The sequence below is a fragment of the Faecalibacterium sp. An192 genome, assembly GCF_002160175.1.
GTDB lineage: Bacteria > Bacillota > Clostridia > Oscillospirales > Ruminococcaceae > Faecalibacterium.
Genome location: NZ_NFKB01000025.1, coordinates 1 through 26,154 on the forward strand (window position 1 = coordinate 1; position 26,154 = coordinate 26,154).

Genomic DNA, 26,154 nt, shown 5'->3' on the forward strand with positions numbered 1-26,154 from the left:
CAAAGGAAGGTCCTTTCCTTTGTGTGCCTATAATACCATACCCCCCCCGGTGTCAAGACCCGATTTCAAATTTTCCCATTTTTGCTTAATTTTATATAGTTTGGGAAGGTCCATCTTGGATACAAGCCGTTTTGAGGTGGGAGAGGAGGAGGAAATTTCCCGGGTTCTGGTCCTCTGATTCAAAAATCTGCGGCGGCAAATTTGCAAAGAGCAATATGATCCTGAACGGCAGAAAAACGGCCAAAACCACACTTTAAAACAAAAAATCCCCGCCCCTGCGGTAAGCAGAAGCGGAGATTTTTGTATTTTATAGAGCTTTCCTATCTACCGGAAAGCAGCACACCAAAACAAACTATAGATTCGGCCTCGCAAAACCTTGGACTCACCGGGGCGCAGCCCGGGAACCTCATAAAGCGGCTGAAACCTCGCCGCCGGCAGGGCCTTGTAAGGACCACAGCAGTCAGCGGTACCAGGTGAAAAGCTTTTTGCCTACTTTTTCTCAAAAAGAGAAAATCAGGTTCTGCTTGAGCCTTGCATCGTACCGGGGCGCAGCCCGGGAGCCTCATAAAGCGGCTGAAACCTCGCCGCCGGCAGGGCCTTGTGAGGACCACAGCAGTCAGCGGTACCAGATGAAAGTCTTTTGCCTACTTTTCTTCCAGAAAAGTAGGGTTATTCGAGGTTTTGGGTGAGGGTCATGACCGAGGCCAAGACGGCCAGGGGCGCGGTCTCACAGCGGAGAATGCGGGGACCCAGGCCCACTGTTTTCGCGCCGGCGGCCGAGGCGGCCTCGGCTTCTTCGGCGGCAAAGCCGCCTTCGGCGCCGGTAACGATGGCAATGCGCAGCGGCCGTCCCTCAGGGGCCGGCGTGTCGGCCAGCAGCTGGCGCAGGGGCGCGCCGCCGCATTCATAACAGAACAGCACCAGGTCGTACTGGTCAAAGGTGCGGCAGACTGCTCCGAAATTGAGCAGCGGCATCCCTACGTCGGGCAGAATGCCCCGGCCGCACTGCTTGGCCGCCTCATAGGCGATGCGGTTGTAACGGACGTTCTTCTGGTCCTCCTTTTTGGGGGCCGCCACGCAGTAACGGCTGAAAAAGGGAATGATGTGGCTGCATCCCAGCTCAACGCCGTGGCGGATGATCTGCTCCAGCTTGTCCTGCTTGGGATAGCCCGCCAGCAGGGTCACTTCCACGGTGGGCTCCGCCGCCGAGGGATACCCCTCCTGGATGGAGAACTCCACTTCGTCCTCCCCAAAGCCGGTGATGGTGGCGGTATACTCCACGGCGTTGCCGTCGCAGAGGATCACCTGATCCCCTGCCCTGGCCCGCATGACCCGGGCCAGGTGATGGGCGTCGGCTCCCCGCAGAAAGGCCCGGCCCTCGGCGGGCCAGACATCGGTGGTAAAATAACGGTGCGGCATCTTGGTTTCTTCTCCTGTTGATTGGTAGGTTCAGGCGGCGGTGCAGATAAAGCAGACCCAGCCGCGCTTTTCTTTGCGCTCCTTCACTGCCAGGCCGGCAGCCTTCAAAGCTGCCTCCACCTCGTCGGCGCGGGTGTCAATGATTCCGCTGGCAATGAAATGCCCGCCGTCGGCCAGCAGTCCCGGCACCGCCGGGGACAGAGAGATGATGGCATTGGCCACGATGTTGGCGGCGACAATCTGATAGGTGCCGCTGGCCTGATCGGACAGGTCGCCCACCAGTCCGCGGAACTGGCTCTCCACCCCGTTGAGGGCGGCGTTTTCCACGGCGGTGCGGACCGCCACCGGGTCAATGTCCACGCCTTCGGCGCTGGCTGCCCCCAGCTTGAGGGCCGCAATGGCCAGAATGCCGCTGCCGGTGCCGATATCCAGCATCCGCTCGCCGCCCTGGACCAGCTCGTCCAGCGCCTCCATGCAGAGGCCGGTGGTCTCATGGCCGCCGGTACCGAAGGCCAGGCCCGGGTCCAGCAGCAGCTTGACCCGGTCGGTGTCGTACTCCTGCCAGGAGGGCACCACCGCCAGGCGCCGGCCAATCTCCAGCGGATGATAGTACTTCCGCCAGCCGTTCTGCCAGTCCTCCTGCTCTACCCCTTCGGTTTCCACCGTGTAGGCAATGCCGGCGGCCTCCATCCGGGCCTCGATGGCCGCCAGGGTCTCGGCAGGCTGGGCGCCCGGTTCCAGATAAATATGGATAATCACCACGTCCCGGGGCTTTTCCAGCAGCTCGGGCTCGATGAGGTCCACATGGGCGATCTCCGCCACCTGCTCCTCAATGTCGCCGTAGTCCTCAATGTAGATGCCGCCCTCGGCGATCATGGTTGCAGCCGCTTCGGCCAGCTCGGCGTCCTTCTGGGCTACCGTCACTCGGATGTCCGTCCATTCCATTGTATATGCCTCCTGTCAAACATAATCTGGTTTTGTCCTGTAATATGATAAGGTGAATGCCGCCGGCCGGAACAGCCGGGGTCCCTTCTTTCCTGTTTTGTTCCGGCCCGCCGGCGGGCGGCGCTCCGCCCCCGTGCGTCCGGGTCCGCTTGTCCCGTCCGTCAACGCAGCCCAAAGCCCATCCGCACCCAGCAGGCACCGTCGGGTTCAATAATCATATACGATTATTATACCACAACCCCCTTCGTCCGGTCACCCCCAAACCGCGCCTATTCAGTTTGGTGCATCTTTATTCGCTCGAAGCTGAATATTTTTCATACCTTCGTCAATCCTTTTCCCGCGAAAATAAAACCGGCTGTATTTTTTCCGATATTCATGCAATTCGTCCAAAATTTTTTTCATTTTCCAGAAAATCTATAGCTTTTCTTTGACAAATGTGCTACAATGTTGTTACACAAGTGTGAACACGTTGGCAACCAGAAGCGTGTTTGCACGCCCTTTATTTTTCATGGAGGCGGCGGTTACCGCCTCGCGCACAAGGGAGGATATCACTTATGATGAAATACCTGCAAAAACTGGGCAAGTCTCTGATGCTGCCCGTCGCAGTGCTGCCCATCTGCGGTCTGCTGATGGGTATCGGCTATGCGCTGTGTCCGTCTACCATGCAGGGCGGCTCGGTCGAGGGTCTGGCTCAGATCATCGGCTTCCTGCTGGTGAAGGCCGGCGGCGCTCTGATCGACAATATGCAAATCCTGTTCGTCATCGGCGTTGCAGTCGGCATGGCCGATGAGCCGGACGGCACCCCCGCTCTGGCTGGCCTGGCCTCCTGGCTGATGGTCCAGCAGCTGCTGAGCGTCGGCGTGGTCACCACCATCATGCCCAGCATCGTGGAAGGTTCCACCCAGTACATCGCTTTCAGCAAGATCTCCAACCCCTTCATCGGCATTCTGTGCGGCCTGATCGGTGCCTGGTCCTACAACCGCTTTAAGACCATGCAGCTGCCCGACTTCCTGGCCTTCTTCAGCGGCAAGCGCTTCGTCGCCATGGCCGCTGCCGTGGTCTCGATTCTGGCCTCGGTGGTCCTGCTGTTCGTCTGGCCTCTGGTCTTCGGCGGTCTGGTTGCCGTGGGCGACGCCATCGTCGGTCTGGGCCCCTGGGGCGCCGGCATCTACGCTTTCCTGAACCGTCTGCTGATCCCCATCGGCATGCACCACGCTCTGAACAACGTGTTCTGGTTTGAGACCATCGGCCTGGGCGACCTGACCAACTTCTGGGCAGGCAAGACCAGCGCTGACGTCGGCTGGAGCCTGGGCATGTACATGTCCGGCTTCTTCCCCTGCATGATGTTCGGTGTCCCGGCTGCTGCTGCCGCCATGATCGCCACCGCAAAGAACAAGAAGGCTGCTGCCGGCCTGCTGATCTCCACTGCAGTCTGTGCTTTCGTCTGCGGCGTTACCGAGCCCTTCGAGTTCTCCTTCATGTTCGTGGCATTCCCCCTGTACGTCGTGTACGCCCTGCTGTACGGCGTCATGACCGTCATCACCTACTTCAGCGGCTTCCGCGCAGGCTTCTCCTTCTCGGCTGGTGCAACGGACCTGGTCTTCTCCGCTTCGCTGCCCGCTGCTGAAAAGACCTGGATGATCCTGCCTCTGGGCCTGCTGGCTGCCGTTCTGTTCTTCGTGGTCTTCTACGTCCTGATCAAGACCTTTGATTTCAAGACCCCGGGCCGTGAGGACGAGGATGAGAACACCGACGCAGAGAAGAAGGTTGTGCTGGCCAACAACAACTACACCCAGGTCGCTGCGGGCGTCCTGGCAGCTGTGGGCGGCAAGGGCAACATCAAGAATGTTGAGTACTGCGCAACCCGTCTGCGTTTCGAGATCAACGACTACACCGCCGTTGATGAAAAGGCCGTTAAGAATGCAGGTGCTGCCGGCGTTGTCCGTCCCAGCAAGAATGCCTGCCAGGTCATCATCGGACCCAAGGTGCAGTTCGTTTACGATGAGCTGAAGAAGATGCTCTGAGAGCGGCCGGCTCTCTGAGCCATCGCCGTCCCACTCATCCTATTCCCATGTAAACCGGCGGGGACTGGTTGCCCCGTCTCCCCTTTCATAGCCGCCGAGGGCGGGCCGAACAGCCCTGCTTTCGGCGGCTCCTTTTTGTCACAGTCTGTCCATACAGATGTGTTATAATGGAATTATCCAAAACGTGAGCAGGAACACACCCTGAAACGGAGGTTTATCCCTATGAAGATCATTCGCGCAAAGGATTACAAAGACATGTCCCGCAAGGCCGCCAACATCATCTCGGCCCAGGTCATCATGAAGCCGGCCTGCGTGCTGGGCCTGGCCACCGGCGGCACCCCCGTGGGTACCTACGCCCAGCTGATCGACTGGTACAACAAGGGCGACCTGGACTTCTCCGAGGTCACCACCGTCAACCTGGACGAGTACCGCGGCCTGCCCCGCACCCATGAGCAGAGCTACTGGTACTTCATGCAGAAGAACCTGTTCGAGCATGTGAACGTCCGTCCCGACCACATCCATGTGCCGGACGGCTCCAACCCCGACGCCGAGGCAGCCTGCCGCGAGTATGACCAGATCATCCGCGACGTGGGCGGCATCGACCTGCAGCTGCTGGGCATCGGCATCGACGGTCACATCGGCTTCAACGAGCCGGGCGAGGCCTTCGAGCTGGGCACCCACTGCGTGGACCTGACCGAGAGCACCATCGAGGCCAACAAGCGCTTCTTTGACGGCAACGAGGCACTGGTTCCCCGCCAGGCCTACACCATGGGCATCAAGACCATCATGCAGGCCCGCAAGGTCCTGATGGTGGCCAACGGCGCCAACAAGGCCGAGATCATCAAGAAGGCTTTCTTCGGCCCGGTCACCCCCGAGGTCCCGGCTTCCATCCTGCAGATGCACCCCGACTTCATCCTGGTGGGCGACGAGGAGGCTCTGAGCCTGGTCTGATCCCACTGCACCGCCGTTTTGCGGCGGATTGATTCGCTCCCCGGCCCAGGCGGTTCTACAGGGACAAGCCGGCCCACGGGAGCGGCAGGAGGTATTTCCCCATGATCCTGAAAAACGCTCTCATCTATACCCCCGAGCACACCTTTGTTCCCGGGGACCTGGCCGTCCGTGACGGCCGCATCGTCACCGATCTGACCCCCCAGCCCGGGGAGGAGGTCATCGACGCCGGCGGGCTGTACGCCCTGCCCGGCCTGCTGGACCTCCACTTCCACGGCGCCATGGGCCACGATTTCTGTGACGCCAGCGAGGAGGCCATCCAGGCCCTGGCCGATTTCGAGGCCAGCCGCGGCATCCTGGCCATCTGCCCCGCCACCATGACCTATTCCGAAGAGATTCTGAACGGCGTCATGGACGCTGCCGCCGCCCACAAGAACGGCCGCGGCGCCGACCTGGTGGGCATCAACATGGAGGGCCCCTTCATCAGCCCCCAGAAGCTGGGCGCCCAGAACCCCGCTTATCTCCACGGCCCCGATGTAGGGATGTTCCGCCGCCTGCAGAAGCGGTCGGGCGGCCTCATCAAGCTGGTGGACATCGCCCCCGAGGTGGAGGGCGCGCTGGACTTCATCGCCCAGTGCAAGGACGAGGTGCGGATTTCCATTGCCCACACCTGCACCGATTACGCCACCGCCATCCAGGCCTTTGACGCCGGCGCCAGCCACATGACCCACCTCTACAACGCCATGCCTGGCATCTCCCACCGGGAGCCCGGCCCCATCATTGCGGCCCTGGAAAAGCATGCCGAGGTGGAGCTCATCACCGACAACATCCACATTCATCCCGCCATGGTCCGGTTCACCTTCAACACCTTTGGAGATGACCGGGTGATCTTGATTGCCGACAGCATGATGGCCTGCGGCCTGCCCGACGGCCAGTACAGCCTGGGCGGCCAGGCGGTCACCGTCACCGGTCCCCGGGCTACCCTGACCGAGAACCCCGGCGTCATCGCCGGCAGCGCCACCTGTCTGTATGACTGCATGAAGCGGGCCGTCCTGGATATGGGCGTGCCTCTGGAGAGCGCCGTCCGCGCCGCCTCCGAGAACCCCGCCAAGAGCATCGGTCTGGAGGCCGACTATGGTTCTCTGGCTCCCGGCCGCTACGGCAACATCATTCTGGCGGACAAGGCTCTGAACATCCAGTCCGTCATCCAGAAGGGCGTCCGGATCGTCTGATCCCACTCCGCCCCCGCAAAACCCTGAACCCATCCCGGCGAACGGCAGCGTTCGCCGGGATTTTGTTTTGTGCCGCGGGGGCGTTTCGTCTTTTTGTCGGGGCAAAAGGCCCGATTTTCTCCACTTTCACGGGAAATGTAAAATTTAGGGCTATTCTTTTGGCCCCGATTTTACATTTTCTTTTCGTTTCGGCAAAACTACTGCCCAAAACTTTACGCGAATTTTCCCTGGTCATGGTCGCAGCCGGGGCGGTTTGGTTGTACAATAGGGTCGTTCCGAGAGGAAAGCAAAAAGAAAAAGATCGCCGGGCCGACACATTCCCGGTGCTGTGATTTTGGAGGAAAATTCCTATGAAAAAGATCAATCGTCGTTCCTTCCTGGCCGTTTGCGGCGCTGCGGCTGTGGCCGGCGTTCTGACCGCCTGCGGCAGCTCTTCCAGCTCCACCGCTGCTTCGTCTGCTGTGTCTTCCACCGCTTCTTCCACTGCTTCTTCCGCCGCTGCCGGTGATCTGAGCAGCCTGTCCGGCAAGATCGCCACCGGCGGTTCCACCTCGATGAACAGCGTCATCGAGGCTCTGACCGAGGGCTTCGCCGAGGTCGCTCCCAACGTCACCATCAGCTACGATCCCACCGGTTCGGGCGCCGGCATCACCGGTGCTGTGGAGCAGACCCTGGACATCGGCCTGGCTTCCCGCGGCCTGCACGACGATGAGACCGGCGTCACCGCCACCACCGTCGCCCTGGACGGCATCGCCATCGTGGTCAACAACGAGAGCGCTGTGTCCGACCTGACCGTGGATCAGCTGGCTCAGATCTTCACCAAGGAAATCACCAACTGGTCCGAGGTTGGCGGCGAGGACGGCGAGATCGTTGTCATCGGCCGTGAGGCTGGTTCCGGCACCCGCGACGGCTTCGAGAGCATCGTGGGCGTGGAGGATGCCTGCCAGTACGATCAGGAGCTGACCGCTACCGGCGCTGTCATCTCCGCTGTGGCTTCCAACCCTCTGGCCATCGGCTACGCTTCCCTGTCCGCTGTGGGCGACACCGTCAAGACCCTGACCGTCGGCGGCGTTGAGTGCAGCGAGGCCACCGTTCTGGATGGTACTTATGAGGTCCAGCGTCCCTTCAACTTCATCACCAACGACTCTGTGGAGCAGTCCGACGCTGTCAAGGCCTTCATCGAGTTCGCTACCAGCGAGGATGCTGCTGAGCTGATCCGTCTGGCCGGCGCTGTGCCCCTGGTTGACGCCCAGGGCTAAGCCCAACCAAAGCCCGGGTCTTAAATCCTGAGATGCTCCGCCTGGGTCCATGCGGTCCCAGGCGGTTTTTGGGAGTAGGCCGCCGTTTTGCATCCTGATACCATGGGGGTTACTATGAAACAGCAAGACTCCGCTTCCGGCGCCGTCGTCCGGAAAAAATTCAACAAGCCCCACAATGCAGCCGAATGGCTGGAGCTGGTGATGAACGTCATCTTCTTCCTGTGCGGCATTCTGGCCATCGGCTGCGTGGCCCTGATTACCGTGTACATGGTGATCTCGGGTCTGCCGGCCATCGGCCAGATCGGCGTTGTGGAATTCCTCTTCGGCCAGAAATGGGCCTCGACCGCCGCCGAGCCTTCCTTCGGCATCCTGCCCTTCATCCTGTCCAGCGTGTATGGCACCCTGGGCGCCATCCTCATCGGCATCCCCATCGGCCTGCTCACCGCCGTTTTCCTCTCCAAGGCCGCCACGCCCAAGCTGCGCACGGCAGCCACCTCGGCCATTGAGCTGCTGTCCGGCATTCCCAGCGTTATCTTCGGCCTGCTGGGCATGCAGCTGCTGGTCCCCGCCGTGGCCGCGGCCTTTGGCCGGGCCTCCGGCGCCTGCCTCCTGACCGCCATCCTGGTGCTGTCCATCATGATTCTGCCCAGCATTGTCTCGGTGTCGGTGACGGCCCTCAACGCCGTCCCCCGGGAGTACGAGGAGGGCAGCCTGGCTCTGGGCGCCACCGAGGCGGAGACCTGGTTCAAGGTCAGCGTCCCGGCCGCCAAGAGCGGCATTGCCGCCGGCATCGTTCTGGGCATCGGCCGCGCCGTGGGCGAGGCCATGGCCGTCATGATGGTGGCCGGCAACAGCCCCAACATGCCCGGTCTGTTCAAGAGCGTCACCTTCCTGACCACCGCCATTGCCAAGGAAATGAGCTATGCCAGCGGCCTGCAGCGTCAGGCACTGTTCAGCATCGGCCTGATCCTGTTCCTGTTCATCATGGCCATCAACCTGGTCCTCAACTTCTTCCTGAAAGGAGGCCGCAACGGTGAAAAGTAATCGCTACGCTGATTTTTCTCCCTCCCGCCGCCTGTGGAACCAGTTCTTCACCTGCGCGGTATGGATTGCCGCCGTCCTGGTGATTGCGCTGGTGGTGGGCATCATCGGCATGGTTCTGGTGCGGGGTCTGCCCCACGTCAGCTGGACCTTCCTGACCACCACCTCCAGCATCCTGCGGGGCACCAACGGCATCCTGCCCGCCATCCTGAACACCCTGTACATCATTCTTTTGACCCTGATTATCGTCCTGCCCCTGGGCGTGGGCGCCGCCGTCTATCTGACCGAGTACGCCACCAACCGCCGCCTGATCTCGATGATTGAGTTCACCAACGAGACCCTGGCCGGCATCCCCAGCATCATCTACGGCCTGGTGGGCATGCTGGTCTTTGCCCAGACCCTGGGCTTCCAGACCAGCCTGCTGTCGGGCAGCCTGACCCTGGTCATCATGACCCTGCCCACCATCATCCGCACCACCCAGGAGTCCCTCAAGACCGTTCCCATGGGCTACCGCGAGGGCGCTCTGGGCCTGGGCGCCGGCAAATGGCACATCATCCGCACCATCGTGCTGCCCTGCAGCATCGACGGCATTGTCACCGGCTGCATCCTGGCCATCGGCCGTATCGTGGGCGAGAGCGCGGCCCTGCTGTTCACCGCCGGCGCAGCCCAGGTCATCGTCGGCAACATCATCGAGGCCTACACCTCCAACGGCGCGACCCTGTCGGTTCTGCTGTATCTGCGGGCCTTTGAAAACGGCGACTTCGACTCCGCCTGGGGCATCGGCGCCGTCCTGCTGATTCTGGTTCTGGTCATCAACATTGCCGCCCGCCTGGCCAAGAAGCATCTCCGCCAAAAGGGCTGATTGAATGAGGTAAAACGATATGGAAACGCAAAACACCACCCCTGTTATTTCGGCGAAGAACCTGAACCTCTGGTACGGTGACTTCAAGGCCCTCAAGTCCATCTCTCTGGACGTGGGCGAGCGGGAAATCACCGCTCTGATCGGACCCTCGGGCTGCGGCAAGTCCACCTTTCTGAAAACGCTGAACCGGATGAACGACCTGGTGCCGGGCATCCGCATCGAGGGCGACGTCACCCTGCGTGGTGAGGACATCTTTGGACCCAACATGGTCCTCACCACCCTGCGCCGCCGCGTGGGCATGGTCTTCCAGAAGGCCAACCCCTTCCCCATGAGCATCTACGACAACATCACCTATGGTCCCAAGCTCCACGGCGTGCGCAAAAAGGAAGAGCTGGACGAAATCGTGGAGAGCAGCCTGCGGGGCGCCGCTCTGTGGGACGAGGTGAAGGACCGCCTGAAAAAGAGCGCTCTGGGCCTGTCGGGCGGCCAGCAGCAGCGTCTGTGCATTGCCCGCGCCCTGGCCGTCAAGCCCGAGGTCCTGCTGATGGATGAGCCCACCAGCGCCCTGGACCCCGGCTCCACCATGAAGGTGGAAGAGCTGATGAGCGAGCTGAAGAAGAACTACACCGTGGTCATCGTCACCCACAACATGCAGCAGGCCGCCCGTATCAGCGACCGCACCGCCTTCTTCCTGCTGGGCGAACTGGTGGAGGTGGGCCCCACCAGCGAGATCTTCAGCACCCCCGCAGACAAGCGGACCGAGGATTATATCTCTGGCCGGTTCGGCTAATGGGTTGATGAGAGAGGAGAAAACCTATGAGCATTCGCAAGCAGTATGATGAGGCGCTGACCGAGCTGAACCAGGCTCTGGCCGAGATGGGCCAGGCCTGCGCCGACGCGGTGGAAAACGCCATGGAAGCTCTGGCCTCCACCGACGCCGAAGCCGCCGCCCAGATCATCCGGGACGACAGCCAGATCAACGAGATGGAGCACGACATTGAGCACCGCTGCATGGTGCTGCTGCTCCGCCAGCAGCCGGTGGCCGGGGACCTGCGCCGGATCTCCGCCGCCATGAAGGTCATCACCGACCTGGAGCGGATCGGCGATCACGCTGCGGACATCGCCGAGATCATGCCCCACTTGTTCACCTCCCGCAAGGCCGGCGACCCCGCCGTCAGCGACGCCATCCGGATGGGCCAGAAGGCCCACAAGATGGTGGTGGACGCCCTGGCTGCCTTCCAGGCCGAGGACATGAACGCGGCCCAGAAGGTGATTGCCGACGACGACGAGGTGGACTATGACTTCAACGCCGTCAAGCGGACCCTGGCCGAGGAGATTGCGGCCAATCCCGGCCAGGTGGACGCCGCCCTGGATCTGCTGATGGTCATCAAGTACCTGGAGCGGATCGCCGACCACGCCGTCAACGTGGCCGAATGGGTCCAGTTCACCCGCACCGGCCTGTACAAAAATGAGAACCTCTTCTGATCTTTTTCAAAACGGGCCCTCTGGTCCGGCGGCCTGCCGTGCATGCGGCGGGCCGTTTTTTGCGCTTCGAAGGGCTAAAGGACCTTATTTTTGTACAGATTATGAGCAATCTGTTTCCTGCCTGTTGCCAAGATGTAAAAGTTCTTCCATACGTGCAATTTTGCAATAAAGCTCGTCCTTATTTCGTATTTGGAGTGAACGAAAGAGCTCCAGGCTCTGCATCGATCGGAGGAAACTATGACTGAACTACAAGCGAAGGACCTGCGTACAGGCCCCGGCCGGAGCGGTACGGTGAACAAAGAGGCGCTGGTCCGCGCCGCCCTCGATGAAATCGTCAACAACTATCGGGAGGCCAACCTCTCGAATGTGGCGCGTACTTATGAGGTTTCGCTGGCCTACGTCAGCGAATGTGTCCGGGCCGAGACCGGCAAAACCTACAAAGAACTGCTACAGAAGCACCGTCTGGAAACGGCGGCCCGGATGCTGCGCCGCAGCGACATGACCATTCAGCAGATCATTGCCCAGGTCGGGTATGAAAACACCAGCTATTTCTACCGCCTTTTCCGGGCCCACTATGGCCAGAGCCCCCGGGAATACCGGATGAGCCGCCTGACCCGCTCCTCTTTCGCGGACCGAAAATAAGGTTCGCGCCTTTCCCCTTCCCCTGCAAAAACCGGCACCCCTTGGGCGTTCTGCCCGAAGGATGCCGGTCTTTTTGTGCAGGAAAGCAAAATTCAAGGCAGACCCGCGGCGGCCTGGAGCCTCCGCGCAATCTGCCTCGAATCCTCACGCTGCCCCCCTCTGTCCAAACAGAGCGGGGGCGCTTTTTCTATTCTCAGTAATCCTGGCTGTGGTCCTCGATGGGCGCCGTGGCGCCGCCGTGAGCCTCCATATACTCCTCAAAGCTGGAGAACTTCTGCTGGGGCGGCCGGCGGCTGATGAGCACCAGGCCGGGGTCGTCGCTGCGGCTCTCGTGGCTGCGGCTGCCGCGGCCCTTGGGCTGGCTGGAAGCCTGGGCCCGGCCGGAATTGTTCCGGCTGTTCTGGCTGCGGCCTGCGCCGTGGTCGGCGGGGGCGTTCTTGGGGGCGGATGCCTTGGGCTGGGCGGCGGGGCGGTTCTCCTTCTCCCCGCGGGCGGGCCGCTGCTCGGCGCTGCGTGCCTCATTGCCCTTGGATGCGTTCCGGGCGGAACGGCTCTCCTTGTCCTCCTTGCGGCCCTCGGCCTGCTTTTCCCGCTGGGGCCGGGCGTTCTGGGCGTTGCCCTTGCCGCTGCGGCCATTGGGGTTCTGGGGCTGGATGGCGGTGCGGGGCTTCTCCCCCGAGCCCGCCACCGTCTTGGCCGGCAGAACCGCCGTCTCGGCGCCGGTCAGGAAGTGAGGGTCAAATTTCGGCTGCTGCTGCGGATTCTGGCCGCCCTGGGCGGGCTGCTTGCCGCGGCCGCCGTCCCGCCGGCCGCGCCGGGAACGGGAACGCTTCTCCCCGCCTTCGCTGGCGCGGGGAGCGGTCTTTTTGGTTTCGTCCATGATGGTCTCCTCTTTCTCTATCTTGAGGGGCTGCACCTGCCGCACCTTCAACGGCCGGGCAGGCTGCGCCGCCTTGGGTTCCTTCTGGGGTTCCTGGGGCTGAGGACTGTCCCAGGGATGTCCGCTCACCACCGGGATTTTCTTGCGGTTCAGCTTTTCGATGCCCGCCAGGTACTCCCGCTCCTCGGGAGCGCAGAAGCTGACGGCGGTACCGTCCGCCCCGGCCCGGGCCGTCCGCCCGATGCGGTGCACATAGGTTTCCGGCACCTCAGGCAGGTCATAGTTGAACACATGGGACAATTCGCTGATGTCGATGCCCCGGGCGGCGATGTCGGTGGCCACCAGGACCTTGGTCCGGCCCGCCTTGAAGCCCTCCAGGGCCGCCACGCGGGCGCTCTGGCTCTTGTTGCCGTGGATGGCCGCCGCGGTGATTCCCTGCTTGGTCAGGTCCCGGGCGATGCGGTCGGCCCCGTGTTTGGTGCGGCTGAACACCAGCGCATTGCGGACAGGGGGCTCCAGATTCTGAATCAGCCAGGGCAGCAGCCGGCGCTTGTCCGCCTTGGAGACAAAATACAGGCTCTGCTGGATGCGGTCCACCGTGCTGGACACCGGGTCCACCTTTACAAAGGCGGGGTCCCGCAGGATGGTGGCGGCCAGCTGCTCAATTTCGGTGGGCATGGTGGCGCTGAACATCAGGTTCTGACGCCGGGCCGGCAGCTTGGCGATGACCTTTTTCACGTCGTGGACAAAGCCCATGTCCAGCATCCGGTCCGCCTCGTCCAGGACGAAAATCTCCACCCCGGACAGGTCCACATGCCCCTGACCGATCAAATCGTTGAGCCGGCCGGGGCAGGCCACCAGAATGTCCACCCCTTTCTTGAGCTGTTCCACCTGGGGCGCCTGGCCCACGCCGCCGAAAATCACGGTGTGGCGGAGGGGCAGGTACTTGCCGTACTGGCCAAAGCTCTCCTCAATCTGGAGGGCCAGCTCCCGGGTGGGGGTCAGGATCAGGGCCCGGATGGACCCCGGTTTGGAGGCGGGCCGGGCCGACAGCAGATCCAGCATGGGCAGGGCGAAAGCCGCCGTCTTGCCGGTGCCGGTCTGGGCGCAGCCCATCAGATCCCGGCCTTTCAGCACCGGCGGGATGGCCTTTGCCTGAATCGGAGACGGCTTTTCATAGCCCGCCTGGGCGACCGCCCGCAGGATGGGTTTGGATAAATTCAGTTCTTGAAATGTCATTCTACTCCTTGGTTGCGTGTGGGAAAACAGGTGAAAAATCCGTCATGCCCGGACGGCACAGTGCGTACGGGCATGACACAGGCAGGGATATCCCGGCCCGGGCCCTGGGCCCGGCCGCCGGATGGTTTATTCGGTGATGCGGCGGCACTCCATGTAGTACCGCTTTTCTTCGGCGTGACCCATGCTGAAGGTCTTGCGGGGCAGCACGCCGCCCAGCACCACGCCGCGGAAGATATCCCCTTTCTTCATGGGCGGCAGCAGCAGGCCCACAGCCCCCTCCTTCGCGCAGAAGGAACGGACGGCGGCCTCATCGTGGACATAGTCCACCCAGGCTTCGGGGTGGTTTTCGAGGAAATACTCCACGAATTCGTCCACCGTGCCCACCCCCAGAGGGGCGGTGGGGTTCTCGAAGCTGAGGGCGCACTCGTCCTGCGGGCCGGTCAGGCGGAGCTTCTGTTCAAAGTTCTCCCCGAAGCGGACCCCCGCCATATTTTCATCGCTCCATGTAACCAGGTTCAGCAGCACCGTCTCATAGCTGGTGTTGAACAGAACCCGGTGGATCGGCTCGATTTCCACCGCGTCCGACCGCACATTGCAGACCTCTGCCAGACACCAGCGGGCCGGATGATTTTCCCGCTGCTGGGGGGTCAGGGTCTTTTTGATTTCCTCCCAATAGGCCTTGGCGGTGGCCAGGGAGTGGTTGCCGTCCCCGACGGCCAGAGCCAGGGGGCGGTCATTGGGGGCCGCAGGATACTTGGCCAGGAAGGTCTCCTGGCTGCTCAGAACCGCCATGGCCTCCTCGATCTGCTGGATCAGGGCGGGGTCCTCCACCGCCCAGCCGGCCACCGGGCCGCCGCCCAGCATCAGCTCCCCTTCGTACAGGGGGCGCAGCTGATCCTTCTGGCGGCCGATGGGCTCAATCAGCAGCTGATCGGGGTCGTCCGCCAGCATCATCACATGGGGAGTCTCCAGGCAGGCGCCGCGGCGGACCGCCATCCGGGGCGGGATCCGCTCCTCCACCGTGTGCTCACTGGGCCGGATCAGGGACAGGCTGCCCAGATGGTAGTTGTACGCCTCCAGGTCCACCCGGCCCACCAGGCCCTGACGGACCCGGCCGCTCTGGAGGGTCCGCTCTACGTAGACAAAGCCGTCCACCGCCCGGGTCAGGACGCTGCGGCTGTATTCTTCCATGGTCCGGTGGATTTCATCCACCCGGGCCTGCTGGTCCTTGTCCCCCAGATACACCTCCGGCAGGATCATCCGCAGGGTGCTGGGGCCGCCGGCGGCTGCCGCCTCGGCGCTGGCCCAATAGTCCCGGTCACTGGTAAACTGGTCACAGGCAATGCAGCCCCACTGTCCCAGCGGCACGGATGCCTCGGGCAGAAGGATATGGGCCGGCATAAAGCAGGACGTTTTTTCCATGATTCGGTTCCTCCCTCTCACAAAAGACCCAAACTGTGGGTCAGATCAATAAAAGCTCCCGGTCTCGCTGTCCCGCACGACAACGTACTGAGCCCCCAGCTCTTTCATCTGGGCGACGGTCTGGGCCAGCTGGGCCGGGTCCTGGGCTTCCCCGGCCGGCAGGCTGATGACCAGATTCTTCACCCCCAGCTGGGCGGGCAGAGCCCCCAGGGTGGAGCTGACGCCGGTGCAGCTGGACACAGGGTATTCGTACCACAGGGTGACCCGCCCCGCAAACCGGGCGTCCCATGCGGCAATGTCCGCCGCCAGCTGGCCGTCGCGGCCCACGCCGCCGGTCTCGCCGTAGCTCTGTTTGGAGGAGGTGGACTGGGGGAACTGCACCGCCGACAGGCAGACCTGTTCAAAGCCGCAGTTGTACAGTTCTTCCACCAGATCTCCCACAAACTGGATGGCCGAAGCCCCATAGGGATTCAGCCAGGCCTTGCCGCCGGCGGCCGCATTGGCTGCATCCAGCCAGAGGTAATTGCCGTCGCCGCTGTACTGAATGGCCATGGAGCGGTCGGTGTAGCTGGCCACAGGGTCCTGGAAGGCGGCCACTCCGGCCACCGGCACCAGGCCCTCCTCCTTGAAGATGGAGGCGATGAGGGCAGGGTCCACCACGCTGGCGGCCACACTGCCGGAGGCCGCCGGCACCGCCGACGCATAGTAAATATAGCCGTTGGTATCTTTCAGGGGTACCAGGGCATAGGTCACGCCCTGGCTGGCCAGGGTCTGGGCGGTGGCCCGGATGGATGCCTCATCCCCCAGCGCCGAAAGGCTGACGGTGGCCCAGCTGCCATCCCGAATGGCGGTGCCGTCCACCGGCTCGGGCCGGGAGGACGCCGCTTCCGAGGAAGCCGCCGAGCTGGCCGCCTGGGACGAGGAGGACGCAGCCTCGGACGATGCGGCCGACGAGGCCTCCGAAGACGCCGCCTCGGAGGAGGACGGCAGGTCTCTGTCCCGCACCACCGTGTACCAGGTATGGGTGGCCCAGTCCAACACATAGGGCGCGGCCAGCCAGGCCACACCCAGCACCACCACGGCCAGCACAAGGATGCCCAGGGCCTTCTTGATCTTCATTCCCCGGCTGTAAAAGCTGCGGTGATACCGCTTGACTTTTTTGTTCCGCCTTCTCTTCGGCATGGTTCCTTCACCTTTCCCTTACAGGCGGGAAACAATTTTTCCTGCCACCGTTCGTGAAATATCGTTCTAAGCCAGCCCGGTTCCCGGGCCGTGTCCCCAACAGAAAACGCCTTCGGCCCGGTTTACAGGATGACGGTGTGGCCGGTCAGGCCGTAAATGGCCAGCGCCAGCACGCCAATGTAAATCAGGGTGATGGGCATCCCGCGGAAAGCCGCGGGAATCGCCTGGCTGCGCAGGCGGTTCTGGGCTTCCGTCACCAGCAGCACCGCCAGCAGATAGCCCACGCCGCTGCCCAGGCCAAAGCCCATGGACTGCAGCAGGCTGAAGCTCTGGGTCCGGCCCAGAAGCAGGGTGCCCAGCACACAGGTATTCAGGCAGGCCAGCGGCAGAATCCGCAGCAGCTGACGCTGCCAGGGCAGCTTGACCAGATGCAGAAAGACCATTTCGGCCACACTGACCACCGCAATACAGGCCAGGTAGACCAGAGGCCGGGAGGCTGCTCCCAGCCCAAACGACGCGGCCACGCCGCCCACATACCAGGCCAGCGGGGCCAGCAGCAGCTGGGTGATGCACTGCAGGATACCGAACAGGACGCTGTTGGTCCGCTCGTCTCCCACCAGCTGCACCAGGCGGGAGACGCCCAGCGCACGGGTAAAAACAGCATTCTGGGCCAGAACCGCCATCATGGCGTAGCCAAAGAAGATGGTCAGCGCCTCGGAAAGAGAGCCGGCCGGTGCAAAGATGGCAGTATTCACGGTTCTCCCCTCGCTTCCTTCTGATGGTTGACAATCACCTGGTTGCGGGCCTCATTGGCCAGGAATGCCCGATACCGGGCCGCCAGGGCCCGCCAGATGGCGCTGAGGACGCCCAGCAGGATGAATCCGCCCGCCGGCATGGAGGCCAGGGGCAGCAGCACGGTATTGGCCGTCACGGCAAAACCAAAGACGGTGCCGGAGGCCAGCCATTCCCGGACGCAGCCCACCAGCAGCAGGACCACCGCATAGCCCACCGTCACCCGCAGGCCCTTGGACACCGACTTGCGCAGGGTCTCCTGGACGCGGCCGTAGCGGTAGATGATGAGGGGTTCCACCACCAGCATGGGCAGATAGATACCCAGGGTCAGCAGTTCCATCCCGAACAGACGGCTCATGAGGGGGTAAAACAGCAGATACATGACCGCCGCGGTGCCGGAATAAATCAGGCCGCGGGGCAGCAGTTTGGCACGCAGTTCCTCCTCGCTGGCGTGCTCCTCCAGGGGCACCAGCTTGCTGAGGAAAAAGCTCACCACGCGGGAGGGGGTCAGCAGCAATGCCACCGCCACCGCCAGCATCAGGGCGTTGCGGCCGGTGGTGGCCAGCACCACCACCGGGGCCAGGCCCATGCCCTGCATGATGACCGGGTTATTCAAAAAGATGCGGTCGTGATGGGCGTACTTGCCCGGGTCACGAAGGATGACTTCCGCCTTGCTCTGTTTCATAAGGCAGCCTCCTTCCCGCCGGCCCGCCGGTTTTCAGGCAGGCGGTACAGCCGCTCCACCACGCGGTCCAGCCAGCCGGCCAGGCCGTTCATCATCAGGATGGCAAAGCAGACCGCCGTCTCGTACACGCCCACATAGCGGAACAGCATACTGACGCAGCCCAGCAAAGCCCCATACAGCACCTGGCCCAGTTTGCGCCGGGGGCAGGTATAGGGCTCGCTGATCAGGAACACCGCGCTGTACAGAGTGGCGCCGCTGACCAGTTCGTATTTCACCAGATTGAGACGCTGCCAGACGCTGTCCCACACGGCGGTGTGGACCAGATCGGCCTGGCGCGGGAACAAAAAGACAATTACAGCGCAGGCCGCCAGGAAACTCAGGGCAGCCGGCAGCCGGATATCTTTCTGGGTGCAGAGGAACAGCCCGCAGGCCAGCAAAATCAGGACGGCGCCGCTGCCCAGCGGGGCGGCGAACTCGCCCAGAAAAAGGGACAAAGACCCTACGGTGGGCAGGCCGCCGTTGCGCAGGGTATTGCTCATGCCGCTGACCAGGTTGACCCCCGAGGTGTCAAACAGGGGGATATTGGCGTAGGGCTGGGGGTACAGAAAGACCTGTTCCGACCAGGACACCGCCACCACCACATAGCCCACAGCCGCGGGATGAAAGGGGTAGCTGCCGTAGCCACCGAAGGCTTCCTTGCCCAGCAGGACGCCGGCCACCACCGCCACCACCAGCACATACCAGCTGACCGTCGCCGGCATCAGCAGGGCGATGACGAGGGCAAAGCTCTCATTGGACCAGTCGGAGGCGCTGTACACGCGGCGGCGCAGCACCGCCACCAGACGGTCGCACAAATTGCCGGTCAGGAGGGCCACCAGGCACATCACGACCGGCCGCGGCCCATACAGATAGGCCGACATGCAGACAAGAGGCAGCGCCATCCAGCAGATGTGCTTATAATACCGGCCCGTCTGGGCCAGCGCCGCCTCCTGTTCTTTTCTTGTTGTTTCTTCCATTGGTCATCCTCATCCGAACGGAGTTACACCGCCGCCAGGGCCTGCACCACAGCAGCCGGGTCAGCCGCAGCAAACACGGCGCTGCCCGCCACCAGCACGTCTGCGCCGGCTTTGGTGCACAGAGGAGCCGTCTCGGCGTTGACGCCGCCGTCCACCTCCAGCAGGAACTCCAGGCCCCGGGCCTGGCGCTCCGCCTTGAGGGCGGCCAGCTTATCCAGGGCCGAGGGCATGAACTTCTGGCCGCCAAAGCCAGGCTCTACACCCATCACCAGGACCAGGTCCAGCCGGTCCAGCCAGGGGAAGAGCTTTTCAGCCGGGGTGCCCGGGCTGATGGTCATGCCGCCCTTGCAGCCCGCTGCCTCGATGGCGTCCAGCACAGCAGCCGGGTCGTCCTCGGCCTCCAGATGGAAGTTGATGAGGCTGGCGCCCGCCTTGGCAAAGGCATCCACATAGGACAGCGGATGGCTGATCATCAGATGCACGTCAAAGAAAGCGCTGGGGATGCCCCGGTGCAGGCTGGCCAGCACCGGCACGCCGAAGCTGATGTTGGGCACAAAGTGTCCGTCCATTACATCAAAGTGGAGCATTTCGGCTCCGGCTTCCAGCGCCATGCGGCACTCATCCCCCAGACGGCAGAAGTCGGCAGATAAAATCGATGGACTGATGATCGCCATGGTATGTTTACTCTCCGTTGTATCAGTTTTTTGTATTCCGTTTCGTTGGCGGCGCACCATGCGCAGCTTACATTTTAGTGTACACGAAAACGGCACAAAAATCAAACCCGACGCCGTCTTTTTCACGGAAATGACGTAAATTCATCGGATCAAATGCCCAGATTTTCCACAAAATCCCCTGTTTTCGGACCAAAAAGCCCGCCGGACAGGGTCCAAATTTCGCGCCGGACCGTCCACTCTGCCCGTCCGCCGGCCCGAAATTACTGCACCGGCCGGGCGGGGCCGGCCTGGGTGGTGTCGTCGGACAATTTCAGCAGATCGCCGCGGCCCGGCACCTCCACCGGCAGGGTAAAGACAAACCGGCACCACTCGCCCTGTTTGCTCTCCACCCGAATCTGTCCGCCGGCCAGGTTCACCAGCACCTTGCAGATATGCAGGCCCAGCCCGGCGCCCCGGGCATGGAGGCCGCGGGACTGGTCCTCTTTATAGAACCGCTCAAACACAAAGGGCAGCGCGTCCTCGGCAATGCCCTGGCCGCTGTTCCAGATGGAAATTTCGGCCTCGGGGCCCAGCTTTTCGACGTTGAACCGGATCACCCCGCCGGGAGGCGTGAACTTGATGGCGTTGTCCAGCAGGTTATACACCACCTGATGGATCAGGTCGGGGTCGGCGTACACCAGCACCCGCTCGTCCATGGTGAGGCCTTCCAGGTCAATCTGGCCGTCGTTGATCCGCTGTTCGGCGGACAGGGCCACCCCGGTGAGGGTTTCCCAGATGTTGAACATCCGGGCGTTGACCCGGTACTCTCCCGACTCCAGCTTGGACAGGTCCAGCATATTCTGGACCAGCCGGGCCAGACGGCCCGTCTCCTGGGACACCAGCTGCAAATAGTGGTTGTGGAGCTCAGGCGGAATGGTGCCGTCCAGAATGCCGTCGATGAAGCCCTTGATGGTGGTCATGGGGGTGCGCAGCTCGTGGGCGATGTTGCCCATAAACTGGCCCCGGGAGGTGTCAATCTGCTGCAGGTTGGCGGCCATGGTGTTGAAGGTGCGGGCCAGATCGGCGATTTCGCCGTCGCCGTCCACGTCCTCCACCCGGACCGAGAAGTCACCGCCGCCGAATTTCTGGGCGGCCTCGCTGATCCGGTGCAGGGGCTCGGTGAGGCTGCGCATCATGAACATGGTGAGGACGCTGGCGCAAATCAGCATCAGGCAGGCCGACAGGAGGAAGTTGGAGGCGAACCGCCCCACAAAATCATCCAGCATCTGCCCCGAGGCACAGACAAAGATATAGCCTATGGTCTCGGAATTGCTCAGAATCGGCCGCGCCGAGACATAGAACTCCTCGTCAAAGGAGCCCTTCATCTTGCCCAGCTCGTGGTATACCCCTTCTTCGGCCCCGGCCACATTGGCCAGAACCTCCGGGGGAATGTTTTCCTGGGTCAGGTGGTTGCTGTTGGAAGCAAGAACCACCTTGCCCTCGGTGTCGGTAAAGAAAATATAGACGTTGGCGCTCTCGCCGATCAGGTCCACCTGACCCACGACGCTCTCCATCTTCTCGCTCTCGGTCAGGTCGTCCCAGAAATACCCTACCGTCCGGCCGGCCAGGTCGCCCACGTCGTCCAGGGTATCAAACCGCTCCTCAGCAAAATACTTGCTGAACAGGACCAGCTGGGACAGACCCATGACAGCCACCGCCAGAATCAGCAGGGTGGCCACCGTGGAGAAGAAAGCCACCGATATGCTTTTGCGCATTACTGACGCACCTCGAATTTATATCCCACGCCCCAGACGGTTTTCAGCTCCCACTTGTCGGAAGCGCCGGCCAGCTTTTCACGCAGGCGCTTGACATGGACGTCGATGGTGCGGGAGTCGCCGTAGTACTCAAAGCCCCAGACCTCGTCCAGCAGCTGGTCCCGGGTATACACCCGGTTGGGGTGGGAAGCCAGGCAGTACAGCAGTTCCAGTTCCTTGGGGGGAGCCTCCACCACCTTGCCCTTGACCTTCAGCTCGTAGCTGTTCATATCCAGGCGGAGGTTGTCAAACTCCACCACGCCTTCCACCGGCTTTTCAGCCGCCGCGCCGCCGGCGCACCGGCGCAGCACCGCCTTGATGCGGGCCACCACTTCCTTGCTGTCGAAGGGCTTGACGATATAGTCGTCGGCGCCCAGCTCCAGGCCCAGGACTTTATCGAAGGTCTCGCCCTTGGCGGTAAGCATGATCACAGGGGTATCGCCCTGTTTGCGGATGCGGCGGCAGACCTCCCAGCCGTCCAGCCGGGGCATCATGACATCCAGCAAAACCATATCCGGCTTGATCTGGGCGTACTTCTCCAGGGCGTCCTCACCGTCCGAGGCGAGGGTGACCTGGAAGCCCTCTTTGGTCAGGTAGAGCCGCAGCAGCTCACAGATATTCTGGTCATCGTCCACGACGAGGATCTTTTCGTTTGCCATGGTATATTCCTCCAGCCATTCCCATCGCAGCGGGCGCGCAGCGCGCAAAATCTCCTTCCCCCTGCGTTTTACATTTTGCGATATAGCTTTATTATACGGAACAGATATGACAAAATAAAGAACTTTCCGGCTTTTTCGTGAAAAAGCTTCACTGTGTACCATACACTTTCCGGGTCTCCGGCACTTCCGCGGGGCCTTTACGCTCCGGCTCGTTCCCGGCGTTTGGGGCTGCGCCCCGGTACGATGCAAACTGCCTCATAGCCTGATTTTTGACCCGCAGAAAAGCTCCATAAAATATCAAATCCCCGCTCCTTTTCACAGGAACGGGAATTTTTACTTCCCCCTGCCCTGCGGGCTTTCCTCTTGCGCTTAGCCAATTTTCCCAGCGGGCGGCAACGCGCCCTTGTGAAAATTGGAGCGCTGCGCCAAACACAGCTCCCTGTTTCGTCCGCTGGACGCGGTCGCTGTGTTTGTCCCACAACAAACAATGCGAGGGCCAGCTCGTGAGAGCCAGCCCTCGCAGAGGGACCCTATCTTTCGTGACGCAAAAGTTCTTTTGTTTTGGTGCGATCAACAACAGAAGGAATATTGGTTAGACATTCCCCTTTGTCGCCACATCGGATGGGTTTATTACCCGAGCCTTTAAACGGTCTCTTGTTCAAAGGCCCCTTATATCAGCCCTCAGTCATGGTGCTACTGGGGGTGTTATAAGTAAAATAGGAAATTAGTCAGCAGAGGCAGTGCGGGTAACAGTCACAGCAACAAAGACAACGGAGTTAGCAGCGCCAACATAGGTGTCATCCAGAGCCTTGCTTGCAACGCTAGCAGAGATAACATAATCATAATCATACTTATCCTCGCCAGCAACGTTGTGCTCAGGCAGAGCGCCAGCAGCTTCAAACTGTGCCTTAACCTTGGCAGCAACCAGCTTCACAGCCTCATCTTCGCCCACAGCGCCGTTAACAATATAGATGGTGCCATCCTTAACGGTGCGGTTATCATAGCCATTGTTTCCAGCATACCAAGCCATCTGGAGATCGGACTCTTTAATGCTGTCCTTAAGAGTAAAATCTGCCCGATCCATAAAGTCGTCGACCATATTCTCCACATCAAGTCTACCAATATAAGTCGTCAGATTCTCTACACTCGTCTTTTTAGCCAGATCCTCCAGAGTGGGCTCACTGATGTAGTTCAGAGCCTTCTCCAGAGCAGTAATATCGGCAGCGTTATCTTTGACAGTGATATAGTCCTCATCAACCACATCACCCAGCTTGTCAGCCAGAGTAGCAGAAAAACCAGCAACAACAGTCTCGCCGCCCTGCTCAGGGGTGGGATCCTTCTTATCGTTGTCGCCACAGCCAGCCAGCATGCTGACGGCCATGATGCCGGCCAGAGCCAGAGAAGCAATCTTCTTGAGTTTCATAATGAATTTTTCCTCCTTAAATGGTGTAAAAGATAGAGACCCAAAACAGGTTTCAAAGGAAGGTCCTTTCCTTTGTGTGCCTATAATACCATACCCCCCCCCGGTGTCAAGACCCGATTTCAAGATTTTCCATTTTTGCTTAATTTTATATAGTTTGGGAAGGCCTATCTTGGATACAAGCCGTTTTGAGGACGGGAGAGGCGGAGGAAATTTCCCCGGTTCTGGCCCTGTGATTCGAGGAATTGCGGCAGCGAATGAATAAAAGCAAAGCCATACCGGAGTTTGCATCGTACCGGGGCGCAGCCCGAGAACCTCATAAAGCGGCTGAAACACTTTCCTCTTGCGGTGCCCTGCATTTTCAGCGCATCAAGGATGATGCTTGAAAATGCAGACCGCTGCGCCACTCACGGCTCCCTGTTTCATCCACTGGATGCGGTCGCCGTTCGTGCCTCTTGCGCTTAACCGATTTTTGCGGCGCGCCACGGCGGGCGCTTGCAAAAATCGGAGCGCGGCGCCAGCTTCGGCTCGGCTGTTTCGTCCGCAGGACGCGCCGAGCCAAAGCTGCCTTGCATCGTACCGGGGCGCAGCCCCAAACGCCGAGAGCGAGCCGGAGCGTAAAGGCCCCGCGGAAGTGTCGGAGACCCGGAAACTGTATGGTACACAGTAAAAAGCTTTTTGCCTACTTTTTCTCGAAAAAGTAGGTTGCGCTTGGGGCGAGGGTTCAGTATAATGAGGAGGAACGCAAAATCCGGCGCTGTGCCGCAGACGGCGCAGCCTGCTATAAAGGAGCATTATCGTATGAAATTAGGTATCGGTGGATAATCGGCCTTTTTATATCTCAATATTCCTTCACAAAGCTCAATATTTCCCATATTTACGAACTTTTCCGTCACATAACCCCATGCATCTACATATACTTTCATGACAAATTGGTGCGGAATTGGTGCGGAGTGTGGGAATCAACATTCGGGAAGCGGGTTCATCACGACAGATTATTTGTTAAAAATGAAAGCTGTAAGGAGATTAACGCTGTGAACCATTTACTATCCTGTGAATTCAATATCGACACTGCTTGTGTCGAGTTAAAATATGCCGATGGCAGCATGATTTCCATTGATACCATTGCCGTGGAGAATGAAGTGGCCGACAATATGTATGAACGCTCTGAGCTGGACTGGCTGATTTATAACGCTCCGGCTGAGTATGCAGATCTGGTGCTGAACGGCGATCCCATGAAGTATCTGAAAACTGTGACCGTATATAAGCCTTTTGAAAACTGACCGTACAACCGCCCGCAGGAAAATCTGCAGGCGGTTTTATCTTCGAAAAATTCGCAAGAAGTTGCGAAGTTTAGCCAAATTATAGCTGTATTTCATTGACTACATAGCCAACCAGATGTATAATATTCCCATACGGTTACAGTAGCAAATTGAGAAAGAGTGAGTTATGAAAATTAGTTATAAAAAGCTATGGATACGTTTGATCGAACAAGAAGTATCCCCTGCAACGCTTCGAAAAGATTTGAATATCGCTACGGGAACCATGACCAAATTGCGGCGGAATGAGGAAGTGGCACTTTCTGTGTTACTGCGCATCTGCGAATACCTTGACTGCAATATTGGAGATATATGCGATGCAGTACGCACGGAAAGCAATGATTCCTTTGACGAATAAATAAATTTTGGGGGACGAGAAAATGCCAGTTTTTACATCAGATAATGGGGCATACAAACAGAATTCAAACGGCAAAAAAATGATGTTTTGCCCTTATTGTGGAACCAAACTGGATGATGGCGCACGATTTTGCAAAAACTGTGGAGAAGCTGTCTCCGATAACAAACAAGGAGCCAAACAATCTCAGCAGAAAGAACCGTTCGGTGAAAACTTAACTGAACGAAAATACGTTTATGAAGGGTACATACACAAATGCCCAAATTGCGGAAACATTATCGATGCATATGAAACGGTTTGCAAAGCTTGTGGATATGAAATTAGAGGAAGACATATTACAAGCGTTGTTCATGACCTTGCTTTATTATTAGAAAGAACGGATGACCCTCAAAAGAAGGAGGAATTGATTCGGACTTTTTATATTCCTAACACTAAGGAAGATATATACGAGTTTTTTATACTTGCACTTTCATTCATTAAGATTGGTGAAGCAAATACAAATTCATGGATGGTTAAACTCGAGCAAGCCTATCAGAAAGCAGAGCTTTCTTTTGGAGGCACGCAAGAATTTGAACGCCTTAAACCTATGTATGAGCAAGCACGAATTATGAATAAGAAAAATTCCAGGTTTAGTTTTTGGAAGAGTACAGGTAAGTATTTTAAATCAGGATACGCATGGGCACTGCTTTTCTGTGCTATAGGATTATTCTTCCTTTTAGTAAATATGGCCTTTAGCACAGAAACTCTTGGAATCATTGGCGGTGGTTCTTGTATTGCGGCTATGTATATTGCTATGATGACAATGGTTAGCAATGATGAAAAAAAGAAGAAGTAAACATTTTAAGTAAATTATATGTTCGT

24 protein-coding genes are annotated in these 26,154 nt (G+C 59.9%); 12 read left to right on the top strand and 12 right to left on the bottom strand.

Going from position 1 to position 26,154, the window contains the following annotated elements; genetic code table 11:
- Positions 1-669 precede the first annotated feature (669 nt).
- Positions 670-1,419 carry a 16S rRNA (uracil(1498)-N(3))-methyltransferase gene (locus B5F27_RS08795; protein ID WP_087366645.1) on the bottom strand — a complete coding sequence of 250 codons (750 nt, stop codon included), beginning with the start codon at positions 1,417-1,419 and terminating at the stop codon, positions 670-672.
- 30 nt (positions 1,420-1,449) lie between these two features.
- Positions 1,450-2,364, bottom strand: coding sequence for a 50S ribosomal protein L11 methyltransferase (gene prmA / locus B5F27_RS08800; protein WP_087366648.1), 915 nt, complete (start codon positions 2,362-2,364; stop codon positions 1,450-1,452).
- Positions 2,365-2,918: 554 nt separating this feature from the next.
- Between prmA and B5F27_RS08805 the strand changes: the two genes are divergently transcribed.
- The 9 genes from B5F27_RS08805 (at position 2,919) to B5F27_RS08845 (ending at position 11,857) form a co-directional block, all read left to right on the top strand.
- Positions 2,919-4,388: a PTS transporter subunit EIIC gene (locus B5F27_RS08805; protein WP_087366651.1), complete on the top strand. Its 1,470-nt coding sequence runs from the start codon at positions 2,919-2,921 to the stop codon at positions 4,386-4,388.
- A 222-nt stretch (positions 4,389-4,610) separates the two neighbouring features.
- Positions 4,611-5,339, top strand: a complete 729-nt coding sequence (gene nagB, locus B5F27_RS08810) for a glucosamine-6-phosphate deaminase (RefSeq protein ID WP_087247948.1) — start codon at positions 4,611-4,613, stop codon at positions 5,337-5,339.
- Between the two features lie 101 nt (positions 5,340-5,440).
- Positions 5,441-6,568, top strand: a complete 1,128-nt coding sequence (nagA, locus tag B5F27_RS08815; RefSeq protein ID WP_087247950.1) for an N-acetylglucosamine-6-phosphate deacetylase — start codon at positions 5,441-5,443, stop codon at positions 6,566-6,568.
- A 350-nt stretch (positions 6,569-6,918) separates the two neighbouring features.
- A complete protein-coding gene (locus B5F27_RS08820) occupies positions 6,919-7,827 on the top strand; it encodes a phosphate ABC transporter substrate-binding protein (RefSeq protein ID WP_087366654.1) in 909 nt (302 codons plus the stop codon).
- Positions 7,828-8,028: 201 nt separating this feature from the next.
- Positions 8,029-8,871, top strand: coding sequence for a phosphate ABC transporter permease subunit PstC (pstC, locus tag B5F27_RS08825; protein ID WP_087248010.1), 843 nt, complete (start codon positions 8,029-8,031; stop codon positions 8,869-8,871).
- A 31-nt stretch (positions 8,872-8,902) separates the two neighbouring features.
- Positions 8,903-9,730 (top strand): phosphate ABC transporter permease PstA, encoded by an 828-nt coding sequence (gene pstA, locus B5F27_RS08830; protein ID WP_087366739.1) that lies wholly within the window; start codon positions 8,903-8,905, stop codon positions 9,728-9,730.
- Between the two features lie 19 nt (positions 9,731-9,749).
- Positions 9,750-10,520 (top strand): phosphate ABC transporter ATP-binding protein PstB, encoded by a 771-nt coding sequence (gene pstB, locus B5F27_RS08835; RefSeq protein ID WP_087247954.1) that lies wholly within the window; start codon positions 9,750-9,752, stop codon positions 10,518-10,520.
- Positions 10,521-10,546: 26 nt separating this feature from the next.
- On the top strand, positions 10,547-11,215 hold the full coding sequence (gene phoU / locus B5F27_RS08840; RefSeq protein ID WP_087247956.1) for a phosphate signaling complex protein PhoU: 669 nt from the start codon (positions 10,547-10,549) through the stop codon (positions 11,213-11,215).
- A 237-nt stretch (positions 11,216-11,452) separates the two neighbouring features.
- Complete coding sequence (locus B5F27_RS08845) at positions 11,453-11,857, top strand: helix-turn-helix transcriptional regulator (protein WP_087366657.1); 405 nt, start codon at positions 11,453-11,455, stop codon at positions 11,855-11,857.
- A 193-nt stretch (positions 11,858-12,050) separates the two neighbouring features.
- On the opposite strand, the gene B5F27_RS08850 is transcribed toward B5F27_RS08845, so the two are convergent.
- From B5F27_RS08850 to B5F27_RS08895, 10 genes are all read right to left on the bottom strand, one after another.
- Positions 12,051-13,976 carry a DEAD/DEAH box helicase gene (locus B5F27_RS08850; RefSeq protein ID WP_087366660.1) on the bottom strand — a complete coding sequence of 642 codons (1,926 nt, stop codon included), beginning with the start codon at positions 13,974-13,976 and terminating at the stop codon, positions 12,051-12,053.
- 126 nt (positions 13,977-14,102) lie between these two features.
- The gene (locus B5F27_RS08855) at positions 14,103-15,398 is read right to left on the bottom strand and encodes a DUF1015 domain-containing protein (protein ID WP_087366663.1); all 1,296 of its coding nucleotides are present in this window, start codon (positions 15,396-15,398) and stop codon (positions 14,103-14,105) included.
- A gap of 45 nt (positions 15,399-15,443) precedes the next feature.
- Positions 15,444-16,580: a putative glycoside hydrolase gene (locus B5F27_RS08860; protein ID WP_087366664.1), complete on the bottom strand. Its 1,137-nt coding sequence runs from the start codon at positions 16,578-16,580 to the stop codon at positions 15,444-15,446.
- Positions 16,581-16,702: 122 nt separating this feature from the next.
- The gene (locus B5F27_RS08865; RefSeq protein ID WP_242962142.1) at positions 16,703-17,335 is read right to left on the bottom strand and encodes an Rnf-Nqr domain containing protein; all 633 of its coding nucleotides are present in this window, start codon (positions 17,333-17,335) and stop codon (positions 16,703-16,705) included.
- Entirely contained in the window at positions 17,332-18,057 is a 726-nt protein-coding gene (locus tag B5F27_RS08870; protein ID WP_087247967.1) for an Rnf-Nqr domain containing protein, read from the bottom strand. Before B5F27_RS08870 ends, B5F27_RS08865 begins: the two co-directional genes overlap by 4 nt.
- Positions 18,054-19,073: an RnfABCDGE type electron transport complex subunit D gene (locus tag B5F27_RS08875; protein ID WP_087366667.1), complete on the bottom strand. Its 1,020-nt coding sequence runs from the start codon at positions 19,071-19,073 to the stop codon at positions 18,054-18,056. The genes B5F27_RS08870 and B5F27_RS08875 overlap by 4 nt, the downstream gene beginning before the upstream one ends.
- A 23-nt stretch (positions 19,074-19,096) precedes the next feature.
- A complete protein-coding gene (gene rpe, locus B5F27_RS08880) occupies positions 19,097-19,747 on the bottom strand; it encodes a ribulose-phosphate 3-epimerase (protein ID WP_087366670.1) in 651 nt (216 codons plus the stop codon).
- A gap of 260 nt (positions 19,748-20,007) precedes the next feature.
- Positions 20,008-21,501 carry an ATP-binding protein gene (locus B5F27_RS08885; RefSeq protein WP_087366673.1) on the bottom strand — a complete coding sequence of 498 codons (1,494 nt, stop codon included), beginning with the start codon at positions 21,499-21,501 and terminating at the stop codon, positions 20,008-20,010.
- Positions 21,501-22,199, bottom strand: a complete 699-nt coding sequence (locus B5F27_RS08890) for a response regulator transcription factor (RefSeq protein ID WP_087247975.1) — start codon at positions 22,197-22,199, stop codon at positions 21,501-21,503. The genes B5F27_RS08885 and B5F27_RS08890 overlap by 1 nt, the downstream gene beginning before the upstream one ends.
- Positions 22,200-22,923: 724 nt before the next feature.
- Positions 22,924-23,622, bottom strand: a complete 699-nt coding sequence (locus tag B5F27_RS08895; RefSeq protein ID WP_087366676.1) for a hypothetical protein — start codon at positions 23,620-23,622, stop codon at positions 22,924-22,926.
- A 1,031-nt stretch (positions 23,623-24,653) separates the two neighbouring features.
- On the opposite strand from B5F27_RS08895, the gene B5F27_RS08900 reads away from it, so the two are divergent.
- The 3 genes from B5F27_RS08900 (at position 24,654) to B5F27_RS08910 (ending at position 26,128) form a co-directional block, all read left to right on the top strand.
- A complete protein-coding gene (locus B5F27_RS08900; protein ID WP_087366679.1) occupies positions 24,654-24,902 on the top strand; it encodes a DUF6061 family protein in 249 nt (82 codons plus the stop codon).
- 166 nt (positions 24,903-25,068) lie between these two features.
- Positions 25,069-25,296: a helix-turn-helix transcriptional regulator gene (locus tag B5F27_RS08905; protein ID WP_087366682.1), complete on the top strand. Its 228-nt coding sequence runs from the start codon at positions 25,069-25,071 to the stop codon at positions 25,294-25,296.
- A 22-nt stretch (positions 25,297-25,318) separates the two neighbouring features.
- Entirely contained in the window at positions 25,319-26,128 is an 810-nt protein-coding gene (locus tag B5F27_RS08910) for a zinc ribbon domain-containing protein (protein WP_087366685.1), read from the top strand.
- Positions 26,129-26,154 lie beyond the last annotated feature (26 nt).

Coding starts and splice junctions, on each gene's coding strand:
- B5F27_RS08795 (WP_087366645.1), bottom strand. CDS start 1,419: ATGCCGCACCGTTATTTTACCACCGATGTCTGGCCCGCCGAGGGCCGG.
- prmA (WP_087366648.1), bottom strand. CDS start 2,364: ATGGAATGGACGGACATCCGAGTGACGGTAGCCCAGAAGGACGCCGAG.
- B5F27_RS08805 (WP_087366651.1), top strand. CDS start 2,919: ATGATGAAATACCTGCAAAAACTGGGCAAGTCTCTGATGCTGCCCGTC.
- nagB (WP_087247948.1), top strand. CDS start 4,611: ATGAAGATCATTCGCGCAAAGGATTACAAAGACATGTCCCGCAAGGCC.
- nagA (WP_087247950.1), top strand. CDS start 5,441: ATGATCCTGAAAAACGCTCTCATCTATACCCCCGAGCACACCTTTGTT.
- B5F27_RS08820 (WP_087366654.1), top strand. CDS start 6,919: ATGAAAAAGATCAATCGTCGTTCCTTCCTGGCCGTTTGCGGCGCTGCG.
- pstC (WP_087248010.1), top strand. CDS start 8,029: ATGAACGTCATCTTCTTCCTGTGCGGCATTCTGGCCATCGGCTGCGTG.
- pstB (WP_087247954.1), top strand. CDS start 9,750: ATGGAAACGCAAAACACCACCCCTGTTATTTCGGCGAAGAACCTGAAC.
- phoU (WP_087247956.1), top strand. CDS start 10,547: ATGAGCATTCGCAAGCAGTATGATGAGGCGCTGACCGAGCTGAACCAG.
- B5F27_RS08845 (WP_087366657.1), top strand. CDS start 11,453: ATGACTGAACTACAAGCGAAGGACCTGCGTACAGGCCCCGGCCGGAGC.
- B5F27_RS08850 (WP_087366660.1), bottom strand. CDS start 13,976: ATGACATTTCAAGAACTGAATTTATCCAAACCCATCCTGCGGGCGGTC.
- B5F27_RS08855 (WP_087366663.1), bottom strand. CDS start 15,398: ATGGAAAAAACGTCCTGCTTTATGCCGGCCCATATCCTTCTGCCCGAG.
- B5F27_RS08860 (WP_087366664.1), bottom strand. CDS start 16,580: ATGCCGAAGAGAAGGCGGAACAAAAAAGTCAAGCGGTATCACCGCAGC.
- B5F27_RS08870 (WP_087247967.1), bottom strand. CDS start 18,057: ATGAAACAGAGCAAGGCGGAAGTCATCCTTCGTGACCCGGGCAAGTAC.
- B5F27_RS08875 (WP_087366667.1), bottom strand. CDS start 19,073: ATGGAAGAAACAACAAGAAAAGAACAGGAGGCGGCGCTGGCCCAGACG.
- rpe (WP_087366670.1), bottom strand. CDS start 19,747: ATGGCGATCATCAGTCCATCGATTTTATCTGCCGACTTCTGCCGTCTG.
- B5F27_RS08885 (WP_087366673.1), bottom strand. CDS start 21,501: ATGCGCAAAAGCATATCGGTGGCTTTCTTCTCCACGGTGGCCACCCTG.
- B5F27_RS08890 (WP_087247975.1), bottom strand. CDS start 22,199: ATGGCAAACGAAAAGATCCTCGTCGTGGACGATGACCAGAATATCTGT.
- B5F27_RS08895 (WP_087366676.1), bottom strand. CDS start 23,622: ATGAAACTCAAGAAGATTGCTTCTCTGGCTCTGGCCGGCATCATGGCC.
- B5F27_RS08905 (WP_087366682.1), top strand. CDS start 25,069: ATGAAAATTAGTTATAAAAAGCTATGGATACGTTTGATCGAACAAGAA.
- B5F27_RS08910 (WP_087366685.1), top strand. CDS start 25,319: ATGCCAGTTTTTACATCAGATAATGGGGCATACAAACAGAATTCAAAC.